Genomic DNA, 20,615 nt, shown 5'->3' on the forward strand with positions numbered 1-20,615 from the left:
CCTCAAGCGAAGCGGTCGGCGAGGGCGCGCAGCCAGATCACGACCGCTGCTGCGCCCGCGTCGGGAATGCCCAGTGCGCGTTGGCCGAGGTAGCTCGCGCGGCCGAGGCGAGGCGCCATGCCGGCGGTTGCGGCGGCGCCTGTCTCGGCGGCAAGCGCGGCGGCCTTGAGGATGTCGCCGAGCGGTGCGCCGTCGCTTACCTGTCGCGAGACCGCACGCGCGGCCGGTGCAAGCGCATCGATCATCGTGCGATCGCCCGGCTGTGCTCCGCCGAGAGCGCCGATTGCGGCAACGCCATCCTCGAAGGCCTGGGCCCAGTCGAGCGGCGTCGGCAGCGAGGGCAGCCGGCGCGCCGCCCGCAGCAGGCCCGTCGCGTAGAACGGCCCGGAACTGCCGCCGATCGCGCGCCGCAAAGCGTCGGCCGCTGCGGCCAGCAGCGGGGCGGGGTCGGACCATGGCTGCGTGGCGAGCGTGCGCAACGCCTCGGCGGCGCGCACCATGCTGGCGCCGAGATCGCCGTCGCCCGCGCGGCTGTCGAGATCGGTGAGCTGACCTTCCGCCGCTTCCAGGGCGGTCGCGACGGCGACCAGTGCTTCCGGCAGGCGCAGATCGGCGGGCCTTCCGTCGGTGCGGCGTGAAGCTTGGGGCACGGACGGCACGGCCACGACTGCGCGTGTCGCAACCTTGCCCGGTCCGGGCCATGCCGGTGCGGTCGTTGCCGCATCGAGCAGCGCGAGGCGTTCGTCGTCGACCCGCAGCAGCGAGAGCGAGACGCCCGGCATCTCGAGCGCGCTCATGAACGTGCCCGCCCAGGCGCGCTCGACCGAGAGGCCGTGCGCGCGCGACACGGCCATCGCGTGCCGCGCCACGATGGCGAGTTCCATCGGTGGCGTGCCGCCAAGACCGTTGACCAGCAACGCGACCCGATCACCGGCAACCAGCTGGCGGTCGGAGAGGATCGAGGACAGGAGACGCTCGACCAGCGCGTCGGCCGGCATCATCGGGGCGCGCTCGACGCCTGCCTCGCCGTGGATGCCGAGACCGAGCTCGATCTCGTCCGGGCCGAGCTCGAAGCCCGGCCGGCCCGCCGCCGGCACGGTGCAGGCGCCGAGCGCCACACCCATCGTGCCGACATCCGCGGCAGCGGCGCGCGCGAGTTGCGCGACCTCGGCCAGGCTACGACCGCCAGCCGCGGCTGCGCCGGCGATCTTGTGCACCAGCACCGTGCCGGCGATGCCGCGGCGGCGGTCGTTGGCCACCGTGCCCGCGAGCGCGACATCGTCGGCGACGATCACCACCTCGACCGGGATGCCGTCGGTGCGGGCAAGCTCGGCGGCGAGGCCGAAGTTCAGCCGGTCGCCGGTGTAATTCTTGACGATCAGGATCGCACCGGCGGGTCCGCTGGCGGCGCGAATGCCGGCGAGCACGGCGTCGACGCTCGGCGAGGTGAAGACCTCGCCCGCGACCGCCGCCGTCAGCATGCCGTTGCCGACGTAGCCCGCGTGCGCGGGCTCGTGGCCCGAGCCGCCGCCGGACAGAAGTGCGACCGGCCGGTGCTCCGCGGACGGCAGGCCCGTCCGCACGATGACGTTCTCCGACTCGAGCAGCGCCAGGCCGGGATGCAGGTCGGGGAGCCCCTCGAGCATCTCGCGCACGACCGCGCGCGGGGCGTTGATCAGCTTCTTCACGGGACCAGCACGGCCTTGCCGACCACCGTTCGATCCTCGATCAGCTTGAACGCCTTCACCCAGTCGGCGAGATCGTACTTGCCGGCGACCAGCGCCTTCAGCTTGCCCTCGACGAACCAGCGCGTCAGCTCCTTCTGCGCGTCCGCCACCATCGCGCGGCGATGGGCGAGCGCGACGGCTTCCTTGGGCGTGGGCTCGGTCTTGCCGCCCCAGCCGTTCCAGTAGCCGTAGTAGAAGCCGATCACGGTCACGTTCTTGACGAGCAGGATATTGGCCGGGATCTGCGGGATCGTGCCGCTCGCGAACCCCATCGGGATGATGCGGCCCTCGGGCGCGACGCAGCGCAGCGAGGCGGCGAAGGCGTCGCCGCCCACCGGATCGTAGATCACGTCGGCGCCGCGCCCGCCGGTCAGCTCGAGCACCTTCGTCCGCAGATCCTCCTTGCGGTAGTCGATGAGGTGATCGGCGCCGGCTTCCTTTGCGGCGGCCAGCTTGTCGGCGCCGCCGGCGGACGCGATCACGACCGCGCCCATCGCCTTGCCGACCTCGATGCCGGTCAGGCCCGAGCCGCCGCCCGCGCCGTGCACCAGCAGCACCTCGCCGGGCAGCAGGTTGGCCTTCCACTTCAACGCACCGTAGGCGGTCGGATAGAGCGTCGGAAAATTGGTCGCCTCGGCATAGGGCAGCGCGTCGGGGATCGTCACCGCATTGGCGGCGACCGTGACGCAATATTCCGCGAAGCCGCCGCGGCTGCCACCGGTGGCGATGCGATCGCCGACCTTCAGGTCGGTGACGCCGTCGCCCAGCGCCACGACCTCGCCGGCGATCTCGTTGCCCGGCACGAAGGGCAGCGGCGGCTTGTTCTGGTGCTTGCCCTGGATGCCGAGCATGGCGGCGAAGCTCACGCCCGCCGCGCCGACCTTGACCAGCACCTCGCCCGGCGCGGGCTGCGGCTTCGGCACGTCCTCGAGCTTCAGCGAGTCGACCGGACCGTAGGCATGACACACCAACGCACGCATCTCTTCACTTCCTCTCGAACGAACCGTGCCGGCCTTCGCCCGATGCGAAGCGCGCCGCCCCTTTCTGCGACTCCTGCCGTCGCGCCGCCAGCGACAATTCCATCTCGCGCCGGATGGCGGAAGCCTGGTCGCGGTCGAAGCTCTCGTAGGCCGACTGGCGGTCGGAGGTCATGGCGATCGGCGGAAAGCCCGCGATCTCGGCGGCGAGCTTCTCCGCCGCCGCGCGCGTCGTGCCGCGCGCCACCTTGCGCGTGGCGAGCCCGATCGCGATCGCCTCGTCGGCCCCGACCGCGCGGCCGGTCAGCAGCATGTCCATCGCGCGCCCCTGCCCGATGATGCGCGGCAGCCGCACGGTCGTTCCGTCGCTCATCGGCACGCCCCAGCGCCGCGAGAACACGCCGAACACCGCCGTCTCGTCGACGATCCGGATGTCGCAGAACAGCGCCACCCCGAGCCCGCCCGCGCAGGCATGGCCCTCGACGGCGGCGATCACGGGCTTCGACAACGGCGCCCGCAATGGCCCGCCATCGCTGCCGGCCCACGGGAAATAGTCGGTGCCGCCGCCGAGCTCTTTCAGGTCGGCGCCCGCGCAGAACGCCCCGCCCGCGCCGGTCAGCACGGTGACGCGCGCCTCGTCATCCAACTCGAATGCCTTCAGCGCATCGGCGAGACCGTGCGCCGCTTCGTTGTCGAGCGCGTTCTTCGATTTCGGACGGTTGATGATGACGGTGGTGACCGGGCCGTTGCGTTCGATCAGGATCTTGTCAGTCGCCATCTCGGTCCTTTGTTTCTCCGGTCGCCGCCACCCACCACCTCACCCTGAGGAGCGAGCGCAGCGAGTGTCTCGAAGGGTGGCAACACGCACGACGCCGGCGAACGTCGGCGTTGTCGCGGCCTTATGCCGCTTTCTTCGCGTCGCCACCCTTCGAGACGCTGCGCTTCGCTCCGCTCCTCAGGGTGAGGAGCAATGCTGCCCCATTGCACGATAAGCCGAATGATTCACAAACTCTCAGGCTGAGGTAGGGTGTGGGAAGACAGAAACTACCGCACCGTCGCCAGCTCGTCCTCGAGCTGCGCGTTGGAGCGGAGCGGGGTGCGGAAGTACCACCAGTTCCTCTCGGGGGTCCATTTTTCCTTCTTCTGCGTGCCGTGGCCCCAGATGCAGCGCTTGAAGACGCGGGTGCCGGCGGTGAACGCCGTGTCGGCCGCGTCGAGCTTCAGCGCGTGGTCGCCCATCTCCTCGCGGCTGAACATCGGCAGCGCCTCGAGGATCAGCTCGCGCACGTCGACGTCGTTGCGCCAGTTGTCGAGGTCGAAGGTGTAGTCGCGGCGCTCGAGATCGCCGGTGAACTCCGCCCACTGGTCGATCAGGTCGCGCAGCTCGGCCACGTCGGGCGGGCCCATCGGAACCGGCGGCTTCATTCGCCAACCCTTTCGGCTTGCCGGCGATAATAGCGTTCGCCGTCGTTCGGCTTGAAGAAGGTGCGGATCGTGCCATTGGGGTTGAAGGCGACGAACGCGCCGGTCTGGCGGTCGAACTTCGTCGTCACCCCGTCGGCGCGCACGGTCTGCAGCACCGGGCCGCCGACCTGGGCGTCGCGCAGCAGCTGGGCCTGGCGCAGATAGTCCTGCTTGGTGATGCGCCCGAACTCGGCGCCGTGCTTCTCGTAATGCTCCTCGAGCCGGCGCTCGGTGGCGAAGCCGACGTTGGAGCGCGCCGGGCCGGCGTTGTCGCGTGACTCGCCCGCGGCCGGCACGTCGCGCGCGGCGACGCGCGCGTTGCGGTCGCCGAGCTGGGTCCAGTAGACGAAGATCGCTGCCGCAGCGAGCGCCGCCGTGAGCAGGCGGCGCCACGGCAGACGCCCTGAGCGCAGGATCATGCGCTATTGTGCGCCGCCTTTGATCCAGCGCGCAATCAGCCGCCGCTCGTCGTCGGTGATGTTGGTGAGGTTGCCCGGCGGCATGACGGCAGAGTCCCAGACCTGCTGCTTGATCATCGCCGCCCGCGCGCGCAGCTCCGCCTGGGTCTCCAGGATGACGCCCTTGGGCGGGGCGGAGAAGCCCTCCTGGGTCGGCTTGGTCGCGTGGCAGGGCTGGCAGCGCGCCTGGAAGATCGGCTGGACCTCGGCGAAGCTGGCCGCCGGGCCGATGTCGACGGTTGGGCGGGGCAGGGATAGGATCGCGGTCAACACCAGCATCACCAGGCCCGACGCCAGCACCAGCGGATTCTGGTTGCCCTTGTGGCGCTGCACGAACCAGATCCGGATCAGCGCGCCGGCCACCGAGATCATCAGCAGCAGGACCCAGTTCCACTCGTGGCCGTAGAGGCCGGCGTAGTGGTTGCTGATCATCGTGAACAGCACCGGCAGGGTGAAGTAGGTGTTGTGGACCGAGCGCTGGCGGCCCATCAGCCCGTACTTCGAATCGGGGACACGGCCTTCCTGCTTGGCCTTCACCAGCTCCTTCTGGCCCGGGATGATCACGAAATAGACGTTCAGCACCATGATGACGCCGAGCATGGCGCCGAAATGCAGGTAGGCGCCGCGGCCGGAGAAGATGTGGCACAGCGCCCAGGCGGCGACGCCGCAGTAGAGCGCGACCAGCCCGCCCAGGATCGCCTCGTCCTCGCCGAACGCCGAGCGGCACAGCCAGTCGTAGAACAGCCAGCCGGCGATGAGGAACACGAGGCTGATGCCGATCGCCTCCCACTTGTCGAGAGCCATCACCCTCGGGTCGATCAGCGCGACCTCGGCGCCGTGATAATAGACGAGGCAGAGCAGCAGGAAGCCGGTGATCAGCGTGGTGTAGGCTTCCCACATGAACCAGTGCAGCTCGGGCGGCAGCTTTTCGGGCGCCACCTTGAACTTCTTGGCGGTGTAGAAGCCGCCGCCGTGCACCGCCCAGACCTCGCCGCTGATGCCGCGCGCGGCATCGGCCGGATCGAGCGGCGGATGCAGATGGTTGTCGAGCCAGATGAAGTAGAACGAGGCCCCGATCCAGGCGATGCCCACGATCATGTGGGCCCAGCGCAGCAGGAGGTTGAGCCAGTCGGCGAGGAAGGCGGCGTCCATTGTCTCTCCCGGTCTCTCTACCGCCTTTGGGCTCAGTGCGCCGCTTCGGCCTCGCGGCCGGCTGCGGCGGCATCGGCGGCGGCCTCGGCGCCGCCGCGCATGCCGTTGAAATAGGCGTTCAACGCCACCGCCGAGATCGAGGCGAGCAGGATGCCGCTGTGCAGCAGCGGGCCGAGCGCCTTGGGCATCTGGACGAAGAAGCGTTCCGACACGAGAGGGATCATGCCCAAGCCGATGCTGATCGCAACCACATAGGCATTGTTCGGATTGCCGCGGAAATCGACCCGCGACAGGATCCGCACGCCGGTGGCGCAGACCATGCCGAACATCACGATGCCGGCGCCGCCCAGCACGAACTGCGGCACCGAGGCGACGACCGTCGCGATCTTCGGGAACAGGCCGAGCACCAGCATGATGACGCCGGCCGCCACCGTGACCCAGCGGCTGCGTACGCCGGTGATCCCGACCAGCCCGACGTTCTGCGAGAACGAGGTGTAGGGAAAGGTGTTGAACACCCCGCCGATCAGGGTGCCGAGCCCGTCGACCCGCAGGCCGCGCGTCAGCTCCTCCTGGCCGATCCTGCGCTCGGTCAGCTCGCCGAGGGCGAGGAACATGCCGGTCGATTCGATCATCACCACGATCATCACCAGGCACATGGTGAGGATCGCCAGCAGGTCGAACGTCGGCAGGCCGAACTGGAAGGGATAGACCGGCTCGATCCAGCCCGCCTCGCCCACGCCCGCGAAGCTCACCTCGCCCAGCACCATCGCCACGATGAAGCCGACGACGAGGCCGAGCAGCACGGCGATGTTGGCGAAGAAGCCCTTGAGGTACTTGGTGACGCCGAGGATGACCAGCAGCACGAGCAGCGAGACGCCGAGATAGAGCGGATCGCCGAAGCGCGGGTTGCCGACGCCGCCCGCGGCCCAGTTGATGCCGACCCGCATCAGCGAGATGCCGATCACGGCGATGATCGTGCCGGTGACGACGGGCGGGAAGAGCGGCAGCAGGCGGCTGATGAAGGGCGCGATCAGGATGCCGAAGACGCCGGCGCCGATCACCGCGCCGTAGATGCCGAGCAGCCCGATGCGCGGGTCGGTGGCCATCGCAAGCATCGGACCGACGGCGGCGAAGGTCACGCCCATCATCACCGGCAGGCGGATGCCGAAGCCGCGGAAGCCGATCGACTGGATCAGCGTCACCACCCCGCAGGCGAACAGGTCGGCATTGATCAGGATGGCGATCTGGTCCTTGGGCAGCTTGAGCGCGCCCCCCAGGATCAGCGGCACCGCGACCGCGCCGGCATACATCACCAGCACGTGCTGCAGGCCGAGCGGCAGCAGCTGCACGAGCGGCAACTTCTCGTCCACCGGGTGGACGCTTGCATCGGCCATCGAACTTCTCCCCCGAGCGACGTGGCGTGATGACAGTTTTGTGAGCAACCCTCGTGCCATGAGGGTTTTTGCAGTCGAGGGCGCCGTTGCAATGGACGCGCGCATGGGCACATCTTTACTTCCTCCCTGGCGATAAGCCGGGGAGGTGCCCCGAAGGGGCGGAGGGGTCATGGGCCACGGGATCGGTGCGGCCTCTGACCCCTCCGTCAGCGTAAGACGCTGATACCTCCCCGCGCTGCGCGCAGGGAGGACCATGATGAGGTGACCATGACGACGATCGATGGATTCCGGAGCAGCGTGTCGGAGTCGGCGCCGCCGGGCGATGTCGGGCCGGCGCTTCAGGCGCTGTGGTGGCTGCGGAAGGGCGAGTGGAGCAAGGCGCACGAGGTGTGCCAGGGCCACGAGGGCGACAAGGACTGCGACTGGGTCCACGCCCACCTGCACCGCGAGGAGGGCGACCTGTCCAACGCCGGCTACTGGTACCGCCACGCCGGCAAGCCGGTCGCGACCTGCTCGCTCCAGGAGGAGTGGGAGCAGGTGACGAAAGCATTGCTGGGGTAGTTTCTTCCGGACCGCGAGCGTCTCGCTCGCTCATGAGCCCGAGCGAGCGAGACGCTCGCGGTCCGGAAGACGAAGAAAGATTAGTGCCGGCTGATCTCGGCGCGGCCGACGACCATGTGATGGACCTCGTCCGGACCGTCGGCGAAGCGCAGGTGCCGCTGGTTGACGTACATCTCAGACAGCGGCGACCACTGTGAGATGCCGGTGGCGCCGTGGATCTGCATCGCCTGGTCGATGATGGTGCAGACCTTCTCCGGCACCATCGCCTTGACCATGCTGACCCACACGCGGGCCTCGCGGTTGCCGAGCACATCCATCGCCTTGGCCGCCTTCAGCACCATCAGCCGCATCGCCTCGATCTCGATCCTGGCGCGCGACACCAGTTCCAAATTCTTGCCGAGCTGGATGAGCTGCTTGCCGAAGGCGGTGCGGGTCGAGCCGCGCTTGACCATCAGGTCGAGCGCCTTCTCGGCCGCGCCGATCGACCGCATGCAGTGATGGATGCGGCCCGGTCCGAGACGGACCTGCGAAATCTCGAAGCCGCGGCCCTCGCCCAGCAGGATGTTGGAGGCCGGCACCCGGCAGTTGTTGAACTTGAGATGCATGTGGCCGCGCGGCGCGTGGTCGTGGCCGAACACGGTCATCGGTCCCACGATCTCGAGGCCGGGCGTGCCGATCGGCACGAGGATCTGCGACTGCTGGAACTGCGGCGAGGCGTCGGGGCTGGTCTTGACCATGACGATCATGATCTTGCAGCGCGGATCGCCGGCACCGGAAATGTAGTACTTCTCGCCGTTGATCACCCATTCGTCGCCGTCGAGCTCGGCGCGCGTGGCGATGTTCTTGGCGTCGGACGAGGCGACGCCCGGCTCGGTCATGGCATAGGCCGAGCGGATCTCGCCGTTGAGCAGCGGCTTCAGCCACTTCTCCTTCTGCTCGGGCGTGCCGACCTTCTCCAGCACCTCCATGTTGCCGGTGTCCGGTGCCGAGCAGTTCAGCGACTCCGAGGCGAGCTGGTACTTGCCGAGCTCGGCGGCGATGTAGGCGTAGTCGAGGTTGGTGAGCCCGCGGCCGATCTCCGAGTGGGGCAGGAAGAAGTTCCACAGGCCGGACGCCTTGGCCTTGTTCTTGGCGCCCTCGAGCAGCTCGAGCTGCCCCGGCGCCCAGCTCCAGCGATCCTTGCGGCCCTCGCCCAGGCGGAAGAACTCCTCGGTGATCGGCGCGACGTTCTCCTCGATATGCGCCTTCACCGCATCGAACAGCGGTTGCGCCTCCTTCGACATTGCGAGGTTGTTCAGCTCGGCATCGAGATCGGGCCGGGGCTTCTTCGGGGCGGGCTTGGTCGCGGCGACGTGGACGTTCACGGGGTGTCTCCTCCTAGGGTCTGGGGCGACATTAGATGAGATTTGATGGAGGGGAAATCACCCGCCCTGATCCGCTGAACATCCTTGAAGCGCAACCTAGAAAGCTTGCCTGATCGTCACATCGTCCACTCACTCAATGCAATGCAGCAGTCCCAGACGCTAGAACTCCTCAGAAGCCAAGCCTTCTAGTTGAAAGCCTCCCAAAGCTTCTGTTGCGTCCTCCAGAAGTACGGCAAACCAATCGCTAAAGTCAGACTCTTCTGCAGTAAAGAATCTCAAGCCTTGCGACCCTCCGCTGCACAAACCCATCGTTGCACCATCGTGCGTAATTTCCTTTATGCGGCTCCACGACTCTTGATGAACATTTACGTGCTTCATTAGATCTCGGTTAAATCGCGAAATACCAAGAGACGCGGTCCTCTCAAGACGATTGTCAAGACGGCATACCTGCATGGACGCACGACCGAAGTAGAAAACGATATCCTCTGTTGACCTAGGTAGCTTGAGCTTAAGGTTCAAAAACCACGTCCTGGAGTATGCGCCGCCATCTTTAATCGATCGGAAGGTCTCTAAGTCTATGATTGGGAATTCGCGAACATCTATGCCGCCTCCCCAACGCTCCCGAAATGCGCTACTGACCAAAATTGCGCTCTCTTTCACCTCCGCCAGGAGAGCTGTGAAAGAGGCTTGCCACGCGCTATATTGAGCTTCGACGTCGATTGCGCGCCGGCCACTACCAATTTTTTCAAGAAGAGCGTTCAGCCTCTTGGACTTAGCTGAGCCCGTCGAGATAACAGGTTCATCGAGAGGAGACACATCAATTCGAGTAGCGGATGCTCTGACGTTGTTGATGGCGTCTTCGAACAGATCGCAGAATAGTGCGGCTAAGTCGGCAAGACTGCCTCTATTGCGATTCTCATAGGAATTGCATTCCTCAAGTGCATCATAGTATCTATTTCTGTTCTCCCAGGGCAACATCACGCTCGGCTGGTTCGCTCGCCAAAGAAAGTAATTCGCAACCAATCGTGCGAGGCGTCCATTTCCGTCCTGAAACGGGTGGATCGACACGAAGCGCGCATGCGCGTACGTCGCCTGATACACGGGGGGCCAGTTCTGGAATTCTTTGCTCGCGAAGAAGTCGCACATTTCGGAAATAAGATGCTCAACTTGAGTGTGATCCGGGGGCACGAATGTGGCGTGAGAGATTTTCACATTGTCATTTCTGAATTGCCCCGGTCGTGCTGCGGTCTCTCCTCTAACAACAAGATTGTGCATCGACTTTAAGAAGAAAGGTGACAAATCTCTTCCTTCAAGGGCCGATTCTCGGACGTAATTAAATGCATCTCTCAGGTTTACTGCTGCAACTTGATCGCGAACCGGCCGTGACACCGTGCGAATCTCACCTTCATCGTCAACGAAGGCGATTTCCTCAATTTCGTGCTGTATATTGCGAGCGTGGAGGCTCTTCTCATCAGGTAATTCTCGCAATATTCGTTGAGTTTGACCTCGTGTAAGTATGCTGCCTTCAATGCGATTTGAGTGGTATACGTAATCTTTCAACAAGTTCGATTCGTGATTGGACAGCAACAGTCTAGCGTTAGGTATGGACTGCAAGAACGCTTGAGAATCGACTTGGAGTGCATGAGCTCGTTCCATCGTGACCGAATCTACCTCGTATCGAGAAGGTAACGCTTCGTGATGATCTGGCCGGGCTACTGCTTCCGCAACGAAGGTATTAGTGGTTCCGAAGTCCATCCCGACAAAGACATCGCTAGAAATTCCATGAAGTTCATGCAGGTCCAAATACCCAGATTCGAAGTAGACATCAGAGCGAGCTGCGTTGTTCCATGCTACTAGCCCTACGTCGGCAACGCCGTCATCGTGAAACATCAAACGGAGCTTGCATTTGGATCCGGCCAATTCACCTTTTTTTGCGACTTTCACAGTATTGATGGAGCCAATAGGCTGTTCTTTGTCGTCATTTAGATAGAAGCGCATAGAGACACGATCTGGCTGCTGTCGGAGTTGGAATTGCCACTCCACTTGCTGACCAACTAACTCCGTAATGCTGAAGGGGGCATTTAGAATTGTGCTACCCTTAGGTGAGCAGACGTCTGGACCCTCCTTGAGTTGAAGCTTTACGGGTGCGCCAACCGTATTAAGTGAATGGCCAACTTCGAAATGAACACTGGATTGCAGATACGGCGCAACACGCGTGGGCTTGAGATCGTGCAATCTGCTGTTTGCGCATGCTTCTAAGGCCAACCCTGAAGCGACTGCTCGATCGTATTGTGATGACACTACAAATCGATGACCTAGTAGCTGGGGCACGGCGCTAAAGTCTCTTTGAAACAAATCGTGTAAGAATTGGATTTGACACGTGCCGCCAGCAAAGATAACCACGTCGATTTTATCGACTCCAGTTGCATCCTTTCTTGTGCCGGTCGTAGTTAAGCACTCGACAATAGTTGCTCTAACGCTTGGCCAAAAATTCCGCTCAACGATCTGTATAAGATCGTGTCCAGTAACTTCCCAGTCGCCTTGGTTTTCAAGCTTTATTGTCTGGGATATGGCGCGCGCCTCTTCCGGCTCCATCCACAACTTATTGCTATTTAGCACCTTTGAAATACTCTCCTTAGCCTTCCGCGCGAGCAGCGGGGCTTTGGTATCTCGTATGCGCGTTGAGCGCACTACGCGATTTAGGATCATTGTATCGATGTCGCTGCCGCCGATGTCGAAGGTTTGCACCCCATGCGGCTTGTGGTTCTCGCCGCCGCGTGCCAAGCGGCCATGATGCGAGGTTTGTATGACGCAAACGTTAGTTGTTCCTCCGCCGATATCAACGACAAGAACGTTCTGGGGTTGGCCGGTATCTTTGATGTCCTCGTTAAACAAATGGTACTGAAACACTGCAAACGGTTCTAAAAAGAATCGCGGTTTTGGCGCGTTAAGCTGTAGAAATGTTTTCTCGATTGCCCGCCTATACCTCGTCCTGGATGCTCCGGTCCGAGCAGCTGCTGATGGAATTCCAATTACAAATTCGGGAACGCTCTCAAAGCGTCCGGATGCCATGATACGCTTCAGGATATGCTCAAAGTAGTGGTAGGAAATCTTGTCGAGCGTCGCTCGTTCTAGGGCACGGTTGAGTCGGTCATTGTTCCGTCGTTCTGTCATCACTTCAAGGTCGGTCTTGCCGAGTAGCAATTTCCAATTGGTTACTAGTGCGAAGTCTTTGCCGGATGTGAATGCATCTTCTCCGAGGAGGATTTGGTCGTTGGCGTCAGAGGGAAGTGCTACCGCACTTGGCAGACCGCCTTGGGCACCCCCAAGGTCAAAGGCGTGTAACCCCATTGGACCGGCTTCATTTTCCATCTTTCCTACCCCCCCTCTTCGACGAGGACTCACCCTTGCTCTCTTGAGCAAGCCCCTGTGGTGTCAGCTCGCCCTTTCAGCCTGTACTCGAATGAACTTGCCTGCAGAAACCGTAACGGAATTGGCCCGGTGCCTGCAACTACGAGTAGGCAGTCGACGTTTTGAAGGGCCGACGCGAGCGGGGAACGCTAGATATGTATTCCGGATCGAGAATTCGGGGTTTGCTGGCTTAATGGAGCGGGTGCGTATCAGTGCTGAAGGGCGAACTTAGGGTAGTCGGCCCGTGGAGGGATGGCAGAACTTGCTACTGGACGTGAAAGGCAGGATGAAGATCTCAGAGTTCACTTGGCGGCGAAGGCGGGATCAGTAAACCTCCGCGTCATGTCAGTCTCTTCATCCATTGCTTCCGCCCACGCCGGCCGCCTGTGGGCGGCGTTGCTGGCATCGACGCTCCTGAACCTGCCGCTCGGGTCGGTCTACTCCTTCAGCGTGCTCCTGCGCCCGCTCGAGCAGGACCTCGGCGTCACGCGCTCGTCGCTGTCGCTCGTCTTCGGCCTGGCGACGGCGGGGTTCACCGTGGGCTCGGTCGGCGCGGCCTATCTGTACCGCCTCGCCTCCGCGCCGGTCCTGATCTTCGCGAGCGCGGTGGTCGCGGCCGGCGGGGTCGCGGTCGCGGCGACGGCGACCGGGCTGCCGCAGCTGCTGCTGGGCTACGGCGTCGTGTTCGGCACGGGCGGCGGCGCGGCCTACATCCTGTGCCAGCAGGGCGTGAACATGCTGGTGCAGCGTCGGCGCGGGCTGGTGAACGGCTATATCGTGAGCCTCTACCCGATGGGCGCCATGATCGCGACGCCTGCCTTCCATGCCTGCAACGAGGCGTTCGGCTGGCGCACCACGCTCGGCGCGCTGGCGGCGGTGCTGCTGGCCTGCGGCATCGCCGCGGCGCTGCTCGCCCGGCACAGCGGGGCGCGGCTGGTCGTGCCGGCTGGCGGTGCCGCGCCGGAGCGTCCGGCGGCGCTCGGCCTGACCTTCGTCAAGCTCTCGGGCACGTTCTTCCTCGCCGCCTCGGCCGGGCTGATGGTGCTGAGCCAGGCGCGCGAGATCATCGCCACCTATGGCGGCGCGACCACCTTGGCGGTCGCCGCCACGACCGGCCTTTCCGCCGCGATCGCGGCGGCGCGCATCAGTGGCGGCTGGCTCGTCGATCGCTTCGCCGTGCCGCACGTGATGTGCGCGGCGCATGCGCTGGCGCTGTGCGGGGGCCTGCTGGTGACGTTCCTTCCGGCACCCGTCACGGCGGTGCTGGGGCTGGCGATGATCGGCGTGGGCTACGGCTTCGTCTCCGGCTCGACGGCCGCCGGGGTGGGCCTCTACTGGCCGCCGGCCGACTACGGCCGCGTCGCCGGCCGCACGTACATCGCCTGGTGCGCCGCGGCGATCGGCCTGCCGGTGCTGGCCGGCTACCTGTTCGACACGACGCACAGCTACGTCATCGTGATGATGATCGCCGCCGCTGCCAACGTGACCGGCATGGCGGCGGCCCTGACGCTGCCCAAGCGGGGTTGGCGCGAGAGCACGTGACCGCTGTGACTTGACTCTACAAGGCATTCGTCCTATTTTAGCATATGCCATGGCATATGCCAACGAGGTCCACCATGATCCCCGAGCGGCACGTCAAATTCTTCAAGAATGGGCGGAACCAGGCGGTGCGCATTCCTCGCGAATTCGAGCTTCCCGGTGAAGATGCGATCATGCGCAAGGAAGGCGGGAAGCTGATCATCGAGCCAGTGCCGCCGAAATCGCTGTTGGCGGTGCTCGCGACCCTCGAGTCGCTCGATGAGGACTTTCCGCCGATCCCGGACTCTCTGCCTGATCCCGTCCGGCTTTGACACGTTACCTGCTCGACACGAACGTCCTTTCCGAGTTCGTTCGCCATCCTCACGGTCCAGTGGCCGAGCACGTCGGCCACGTCGGCGAAGCCCGGGTGTGCACCAGCATTATCGTCGCCTCCGAACTGCGTTACGGGGCTGCGAAGAGGGCGTCGCCGAGGCTGACCGCTCAATTGGAGGCGGTGCTCAGCGCCATTGACGTCGTGCCTTTCGAGGCGCCGGCCGACGTGACCTACGGCCTGCTTCGCGCGCGGCTCGAGCGGGCTGGCACGCCGATCGGCGGCAACGATCTGCTGATCGCCGCTCAGGCCCTGGCGCTCGGCCACACGATCGTGACCGACAACGAGCGCGAATTCGCCCGTATCGAAGAGCTGCCGCGCGAGAACTGGTTGCGCGAACGTTGAGGAGCCCGCGTTGCGCCTTGGCAAAGAGGAACGGGTCCGGGTGGTGGAGAGGCCTTGTGGGTAAAGCGACACCCGCTTCCGCTTGATCCGCAGCATCGCCCGCGCAAGGCTTGGCAATGGCAAAGGCTGATCGGCTTTCCGGCGTGAGGACGTGGCTCGAGCGCGAGGAGTGGGCGGAGGCGTTCGACGAACTGCTCCAGATCCATTTGGAGGCGGCGTGCGAGGCGGCCGGCATCGAGATCGAAGAGCTGGATGACCTGATCGGCGAGGACCTCGTGTCGAACCTCTTCGGCTGCATCTTCGAGGACATGCTGGCGGGCGAGCTCGAGGACGGAAGCAACATCGTCGACGACTACCTGAAGCGGCGCGGCTGGAAGGAGACCGTTCCCAACAGGCGCTACCTGATGGCTCTGCGCTCGTCGGTCATGAGCCTGTACGAGGTGAGCGACATCGTGCGCGACCAGTCGTTCCTGGCGCGCGACCTGATCCGCGGCGGAGAGCCGGTGAGGGTCAGCGAGAAGCTCGCCACGCGCGGCATGAAGCCATGGGACGTGCTCGCTGCCCGCATCGTGAATATGGGGCCGAGGACCGAGATCACGGGAGGGGCGCTGCCTATGCCGCGCCACGTCGGCGAAGGCCTGTGCGACCGCTTCGCCGATCTGCGGGAGAAGATGCGCCCGTACATCCAAAGGCGGCGGGGGGAGGGGCCCCCCGAGCTCGACCCCTATGCCTTCGACACCGAAGTCCTGCGTCAGGCGGCGTCCATGTTCACCACCGCGTGGCTGCAAGACGCCTTGCAGCAGGTGCTCGATCCCATCCGGCCGGCGCTGGTCACCAGCGACGGCGACACGATCGAGCTCACGACCGTTCGCTATCCCCTGAAGCCGGGTGCGGACCGCAAGGCCCTCGGCGATGGAATTGCTGCGATTCCGGGCTTCCACGAGGCGGACGACGGCCACTGGGACTGGGCCGGACCGCCGGCCACGCCTACGCCCGACGACGCGTCGGAGGGGGCCGAGCGCCTCATGATGCTCTTGCCGGACGGTTCCGTCTCGCTGGGGATTGTCGAGTTCGAGGGCAATTGGCTGAAGCTGGAAACCAACTCGCCGCAGCGTGCGGAAAGGGCCCGCGCCCTGCTCGAGGCCGTCATCGGCCCGTTCGTTGGAGAAGCCGTCGTGGAAGTGAAGACGCTCGACGAGATTGCGGCCTCGCAACCGGCCAATGAAGAGCCGCCCCCGCTGGCGGACCTCTCCGCGGAAGAAGAGCGCAAATTCGTTCACGACACACTCGACCGTCATTATCGCGCTGTGCTCGACCAACCCGTTCCCGCACTGGGAGATGTGAGCCCGCGGGAGTCCGCCAGGACGACGGAGGGCCGCGAAAGGCTGGTCGGCTGGCTCAAGGGGCTCGAGAACTCGAACGCGCGACTCGAGCCGGGCTCGGCGATCGCCAGCTACGACGCGCGCTGGCTATGGGAGGAACTCGGGGTTTCCGACCGTCGGCGCTGATCCCGCCCTCCGCGGCGATTTGGCGAGCCACTCACACGGGTGCGCGCCGTTGTGGGCACAGGTCGGCATGCCGTTTGCTACCGCATTGTCGATCATGCGTCGTAGAGTACTTTTCGCTGCGTTCCCGGCCGCGTTGCTTGCCGGCCGTGCCCAGGCCGACCCGATGCGGCTCGATCTGGCGGCCTATTCCTCCCAGACCATTGTGGGCACGGCGGCGCAGCGGTTCGCGGACAAGGCCGGCGCGCTTTCGGCCCGGCCGTTCCGGATCGAGGTGTCGGAACTGCCGCCCACGTTGCCCTTCGCCACGATGGGCAGGGCGTCGATCCTGGCGTCCTTCCATGCGCCGATGTTCGCGCGGGACGAACCCGTCCTCGGCCTGTCCGCCGTACCGATGCTGGCCGCCACCTTCGACGAGGCCGAGACGCTGCTGCGCGTCGCGCGGCCGCATTACGAGGCCGCGCTGGCGCGGCACGGCCAGGTTCTGCTGGCGGTCGAGCCGTGGCGACCGGCGGCGCTGTGGAGCACCTTCCGCCTCCGCTCGGCCGGCGATCTGCGGGGCGCGCGGTTCGCGCTGGACGAGACGTTCTACACCGGCGACGGATGGGCGGAACTGTTCGAGAGGGTGGGGGCCCAGCGCTCCTCCTATTCGGAAGCCGAAATCACTCTCTCCAGCGGTTACGCATCGAGCGCCACGCTGGCCCGGGAGTTCGCTTGCGTCGCCGAGATCTTCTTCGCCCTGCAGCTCTCGTTCCTGACGGCGAACCGGGAGGCGTTCGAGGCCATGACCGAAGCGGAGCGCGAGGATCTCCTCGCCATCGGCCGGGCAACCGAGGCCCAGCTCTGGCGCGAGATCAGGCCGTTCGTGCAGCGCGACCAGCAGGAGACCATCAGCCGTGGCGTGCTGGTGTCCGCCGAGCCTCCCGCCAAGCTCATGACGGCGTTGCGCCGGGTTGCCGAACCGGCTGTCCGGCGCTGGACCGCGGCCATGGGCGCCGATGGCGCCACCCTCCTCGCCGACTACCGCCGCGCGCTCGGGGTTTGAGAGACCAGGTCAGGCCCTTAAGAGCCAGATGAGCTGAGCCTCCCCCGCTCGCGGGGGAGGTGGCGCGGTAATCCGCGACGGAGGGGGTGTGACGCACCATCTCCGCTGCCTTCCCCCTCCGTCAGCGTAAGACGCTGACACCACCCCCCGCGAGCGGGGGAGGGAAGATGATCAACGCATCGCGTCCTACGCCTCGCCGTAGTGCACCCGGCGATAGGCGCGTGACGGGATCAGGTCGTCGATGTGGACGTCCCACACGGTGCCGATGTTGGCGCCCTGGTGCTCCTTGAACAGCGGCGCGAATTTGCCGGGCTGTGTGACTGATGCGCCGCGCAGGCCGAAGCCGGTGGCAGCCGCCGCGAGGTCGCCGCGGCCGTGGATTGCCTCCTTGGGGGTGACGCCGTTGGCGCGGAACTTGTGGAACTCCGCGCCGTAGCCGCCGTCGTTCATGATCGCCATCAGCATGCGGATGCCCTGGCGGCGGACGGTCTCGAGCTCCTGCACATGCATCATCAGGCTGCCGTCGCCCTCGACCAGCAGCACCTTGCCGTCGCCCTTCGCCGCGGCGATGCCGATGGCGGCGGGCAGCGCCGAGCCGATCGCGCCGAAGTCGTTGACCACATGATAGCGCTCGGCCGCCCGGCCCTTCATGTGGGTCATCACCATGCTGAAGTAGTGGCCGGCGCCGACCACGACCTCCCAATCCTTCGGGATGGCCTGGTCGAGCTCGAGCACCGCCTTGCGCGGGTCGAGCGTGTTGGGCTGCACCGGGTACTCCTTGCTGTCGGGCGAGTCGCCCGCGATGAGCTTCGCCATCTCGTTGGTGCGGAAGCCGGTGCGCGCGACGCCGCGCTGCTTCATGCGCGCCACGATCGCTTCGGCCGCCGCCTTGGCGTCGGCGCGGACGTGCAGGTCGGCGGTGCGCAGGCCCTGCCACAGGCCGCGCGGGTTGGTGTCGATCTGGATGGTGCGCGCGCCGGGATAGAGGTAGCCGCCCTCGGTGGTGTAGTGGCCGAGCGCCGCGCCGGCGCCGATCACCAGGTCGGCCTCGGCGAAGCGCTCGCGCGAGAAGTCGCTGGCGAAGGCGCCGGCGATGTCGAGCGCGTAGGGATTGCCGTCGAACAGGCCCTTGCCGAGCAGCGACGTCGCCGTCAGCGCGCCGGCTTCCGCGGCCAGTGCTTCCAGCGCCGGGCCGGCGCCGGACAGCAGCGCGCCGCGGCCGGCGATCAGGATCGGCTTCTCCGCCTCGGCGATCATGTCGATGACCCGGTCGACGATCGTGGGATCGGGCACCGGCCGCTGCGCCGCCGGCATCAGGTCGGCGGAAGGCGTATAGTCGGTCATGTGCGGCCAGGCCTGCTTCTGCAGGTCCATCGGCACGCTCAGCACCACAGGCTTCTGCTCGAGCGCCGCGACGAGGAATGCCTCGCGCACGCAGTCGAGCAGGCGGTCCATGTGCTTGACGGTGACGTAGTGCGCGCCGCAGGCGAGCGCCAAAGGCGCCATGTCGATCTGCTGGAGGTACCACGCGGCAGCGAGCGGCGAATCGCCCGCGAACACCACCAGCGGGACGTTGCCGCGCGCGGCGATGGTGAGCGCGGTCATGATCTGGGTGAAGCCCGGGCCGCAGGTCGTCGAGGCGACGCCGACCTTGCCGGTGGCGCGGGCGTAGCCGTCGGCCATCGCCACGGCACAATGCTCGTGACGGGCATGCACGACCTTCATGCCCGGCAGCTCGGCCATCGCCGTCGACCAGTACATGTTGGCGTCACCCATCAGGGTGAACAGATGGTCGACGCCCTCGGCCGCGAAGGCGCGCGCCAGCATGTCGGAGACCTTAAGCTTGCTGCTCATAACCTCGTTCTCTCCCTATTTCTTGCCGCGCAGCCAGGACAGGAAGGCCTGCCACAGGATGCGGAAGCCGCTGATCTCCGCGGCGGGCGTCGGTGCTGGTGTTGGCGTCGATCTCGTCGGCGGCGATGGTGGAGCCACGGGTGGCGGTGCGGCAAGCGGGTCGACCCCGTCAGGCGGAATGGATGCTGGCCGAATGGCGTCTGCTGGAGCTTCTTGCTGAACCGACGGACTGAGCTCGCCGATCTTCTTCGCCATGTTGGCAGAGAATTCCGCCAGCAGCGCGCGTGCCACGTGGATGCCGCCGGCATTGGCGAAGGTTTCGAGCGGCCCGCTCACCGAGAAGCTGCCGTCGACGGCGATTTCGGTCGTATCGCCGCCCGACACCTTGACGACGCCCGAGGCCAGCGCGCGCGAGGCGCCGCGTCCGTCGATGCCGCGGCCCTCGATCGTGCAGGTGCGGGCGGTGTCGTCGAAAGCCAGCGTCGCCTCGCCGCGGAACACCGCGACGGTCGGCCCGAACTTCACGCGCACCGAGCCGCGCCACACGCCGTCGCCCTGGTCGGGCGAGAGCGTGGCGCCGGGGATGCAGGATGCGACGAGCGCCGGATCGCGCAGCAACGGCCAGACCTGCTCGGCCGGGGAGGAGATGGTCATCGTCTCGGTGACAGAAGGCATGGTGGCAGAATAGGTCACGGCGCGGCTGCCGCTCATACCTTTGTTCAGGGTGGTGCTACTTTTGTCCGATACCCAGGCCGACGATCTTCAAGTATGACAGCGCCGCTTCATCCGAGAGACCGGCATGACCTTCGCATCGCTCCTCACCAAGACCTTCTGCGGCGCTTTGCTGATCGGCTGGCTCGCCAACCCCGTGGTCGCCGTGGCGCAAAGCATCGCCGCCCTGTCGGACAAGACCGACTGCGCCGGAATCGAGCCGGACCCCGTGCAGATCAGCTGGAACGACCCGTGCGACGAAGGCTCCTGGTTGTTCGAACCCGGCGTCGGCTGCCGGATGTGGGATTGGCATCCCGCGCCCTCCGACAAGGTGACCTGGACGGGCGCCTGCCGGAAGGGCGCGATGGTTGGCGCCGGCAAGCTGCAATGGACCGAGCACGAGCGCCCGATCGACCGCTTCGAAGGGGCTTTCGTCGACGGCAAGCGCCAGGGTCCCGGCCGCTACACCTGGAACGAGTCGGAGTGGTATGTCGGCTTCTACGAGAACAACGTGCCGCACGGCCTGGGCACGGCCTCGATCGCCGGCCATACCTTCTCCGGCCAATGGCGGGCGGGCTGCTTCAAGAGCGGCGACCGGACCGTGGCGATCGGCGTGCCGCTCACCTCCTGCGGCCATCAGGGTCAGCAACGGGTGGCGCAGCGCGACTAGACCGTCTGGGCCGAATTCCCTCCCCCGCAAGCGGGGCAGGGAGGTTCGTGCGCGTTCGGGCTATCTCG

18 protein-coding genes are annotated in these 20,615 nt (G+C 65.6%); 7 read left to right on the forward strand and 11 right to left on the reverse strand.

Annotated elements, in window-relative coordinates; genetic code table 11:
* Window positions 1–2: 2 nt before the first annotated feature.
* From ACQY8M_RS13475 to ACQY8M_RS13505, 7 genes are all read right to left on the reverse strand, one after another.
* Window positions 3–1,688 (reverse strand): dihydroxyacetone kinase family protein, encoded by a 1,686-nt coding sequence (locus tag ACQY8M_RS13475; protein ID WP_428672760.1) that lies wholly within the window; start codon window positions 1,686–1,688, stop codon window positions 3–5.
* Window positions 1,685–2,707: an NADPH:quinone oxidoreductase family protein gene (locus tag ACQY8M_RS13480; RefSeq protein WP_428672762.1), complete on the reverse strand. Its 1,023-nt coding sequence runs from the start codon at window positions 2,705–2,707 to the stop codon at window positions 1,685–1,687. The genes ACQY8M_RS13475 and ACQY8M_RS13480 overlap by 4 nt, the downstream gene beginning before the upstream one ends.
* A 4-nt stretch (window positions 2,708–2,711) precedes the next feature.
* On the reverse strand, window positions 2,712–3,482 hold the full coding sequence (locus tag ACQY8M_RS13485) for a crotonase/enoyl-CoA hydratase family protein (RefSeq protein WP_428672764.1): 771 nt from the start codon (window positions 3,480–3,482) through the stop codon (window positions 2,712–2,714).
* A 266-nt stretch (window positions 3,483–3,748) separates the two neighbouring features.
* On the reverse strand, window positions 3,749–4,129 hold the full coding sequence (locus tag ACQY8M_RS13490) for a hypothetical protein (RefSeq protein ID WP_428672766.1): 381 nt from the start codon (window positions 4,127–4,129) through the stop codon (window positions 3,749–3,751).
* Window positions 4,126–4,587, reverse strand: coding sequence for a hypothetical protein (locus tag ACQY8M_RS13495; RefSeq protein ID WP_428672768.1), 462 nt, complete (start codon window positions 4,585–4,587; stop codon window positions 4,126–4,128). The genes ACQY8M_RS13490 and ACQY8M_RS13495 overlap by 4 nt, the downstream gene beginning before the upstream one ends.
* Window positions 4,588–4,590: 3 nt before the next feature.
* Window positions 4,591–5,778, reverse strand: a complete 1,188-nt coding sequence (locus ACQY8M_RS13500) for a urate hydroxylase PuuD (RefSeq protein WP_428672770.1) — start codon at window positions 5,776–5,778, stop codon at window positions 4,591–4,593.
* A 32-nt stretch (window positions 5,779–5,810) separates the two neighbouring features.
* The gene (locus ACQY8M_RS13505; RefSeq protein ID WP_428672772.1) at window positions 5,811–7,172 is read right to left on the reverse strand and encodes a nucleobase:cation symporter-2 family protein; all 1,362 of its coding nucleotides are present in this window, start codon (window positions 7,170–7,172) and stop codon (window positions 5,811–5,813) included.
* A gap of 267 nt (window positions 7,173–7,439) precedes the next feature.
* Between ACQY8M_RS13505 and ACQY8M_RS13510 the strand changes: the two genes are divergently transcribed.
* Window positions 7,440–7,733 carry a hypothetical protein gene (locus tag ACQY8M_RS13510; protein ID WP_428672774.1) on the forward strand — a complete coding sequence of 98 codons (294 nt, stop codon included), beginning with the start codon at window positions 7,440–7,442 and terminating at the stop codon, window positions 7,731–7,733.
* A gap of 80 nt (window positions 7,734–7,813) precedes the next feature.
* Here the strand turns inward: ACQY8M_RS13510 and ACQY8M_RS13515 are convergent, their stop codons facing one another.
* Together ACQY8M_RS13515 and ACQY8M_RS13520 are read right to left on the reverse strand one after the other, a co-directional pair.
* Window positions 7,814–9,016, reverse strand: a complete 1,203-nt coding sequence (locus tag ACQY8M_RS13515) for an acyl-CoA dehydrogenase family protein (RefSeq protein WP_428675356.1) — start codon at window positions 9,014–9,016, stop codon at window positions 7,814–7,816.
* A gap of 240 nt (window positions 9,017–9,256) precedes the next feature.
* Complete coding sequence (locus ACQY8M_RS13520; RefSeq protein ID WP_428672776.1) at window positions 9,257–12,469, reverse strand: Fic family protein; 3,213 nt, start codon at window positions 12,467–12,469, stop codon at window positions 9,257–9,259.
* 381 nt (window positions 12,470–12,850) lie between these two features.
* Between ACQY8M_RS13520 and ACQY8M_RS13525 the strand changes: the two genes are divergently transcribed.
* The 5 genes from ACQY8M_RS13525 to ACQY8M_RS13545 all read left to right on the forward strand — a co-directional run bounded on the left by ACQY8M_RS13525 (window position 12,851) and on the right by ACQY8M_RS13545 (window position 17,312).
* Complete coding sequence (locus ACQY8M_RS13525; RefSeq protein WP_428672778.1) at window positions 12,851–14,050, forward strand: MFS transporter; 1,200 nt, start codon at window positions 12,851–12,853, stop codon at window positions 14,048–14,050.
* Window positions 14,051–14,124: 74 nt separating this feature from the next.
* Window positions 14,125–14,358, forward strand: coding sequence for an antitoxin (locus ACQY8M_RS13530; RefSeq protein WP_428672780.1), 234 nt, complete (start codon window positions 14,125–14,127; stop codon window positions 14,356–14,358).
* Between the two features lie 59 nt (window positions 14,359–14,417).
* On the forward strand, window positions 14,418–14,762 hold the full coding sequence (locus ACQY8M_RS13535) for a PIN domain-containing protein (RefSeq protein ID WP_428672782.1): 345 nt from the start codon (window positions 14,418–14,420) through the stop codon (window positions 14,760–14,762).
* Window positions 14,763–14,878: 116 nt separating this feature from the next.
* Window positions 14,879–16,270, forward strand: coding sequence for a hypothetical protein (locus ACQY8M_RS13540; protein WP_428672784.1), 1,392 nt, complete (start codon window positions 14,879–14,881; stop codon window positions 16,268–16,270).
* A 67-nt stretch (window positions 16,271–16,337) separates the two neighbouring features.
* Window positions 16,338–17,312, forward strand: a complete 975-nt coding sequence (locus ACQY8M_RS13545; protein ID WP_428672786.1) for a hypothetical protein — start codon at window positions 16,338–16,340, stop codon at window positions 17,310–17,312.
* A gap of 186 nt (window positions 17,313–17,498) precedes the next feature.
* Here ACQY8M_RS13545 and ACQY8M_RS13550 read toward each other — a convergent pair whose 3' ends face one another.
* Both ACQY8M_RS13550 and ACQY8M_RS13555 read right to left on the reverse strand, forming a co-directional pair.
* Window positions 17,499–19,166, reverse strand: a complete 1,668-nt coding sequence (locus tag ACQY8M_RS13550; RefSeq protein ID WP_428672788.1) for a thiamine pyrophosphate-binding protein — start codon at window positions 19,164–19,166, stop codon at window positions 17,499–17,501.
* A gap of 15 nt (window positions 19,167–19,181) precedes the next feature.
* Complete coding sequence (locus ACQY8M_RS13555) at window positions 19,182–19,877, reverse strand: SRPBCC family protein (protein WP_428672790.1); 696 nt, start codon at window positions 19,875–19,877, stop codon at window positions 19,182–19,184.
* Window positions 19,878–19,965: 88 nt separating this feature from the next.
* On the opposite strand from ACQY8M_RS13555, the gene ACQY8M_RS13560 reads away from it, so the two are divergent.
* The gene (locus tag ACQY8M_RS13560; protein WP_428672792.1) at window positions 19,966–20,547 is read left to right on the forward strand and encodes a hypothetical protein; all 582 of its coding nucleotides are present in this window, start codon (window positions 19,966–19,968) and stop codon (window positions 20,545–20,547) included.
* Window positions 20,548–20,615: the final 68 nt, after the last annotated feature.

This window comes from Reyranella sp., from assembly GCF_965279465.1.
GTDB lineage: Bacteria > Pseudomonadota > Alphaproteobacteria > Reyranellales > Reyranellaceae > Reyranella.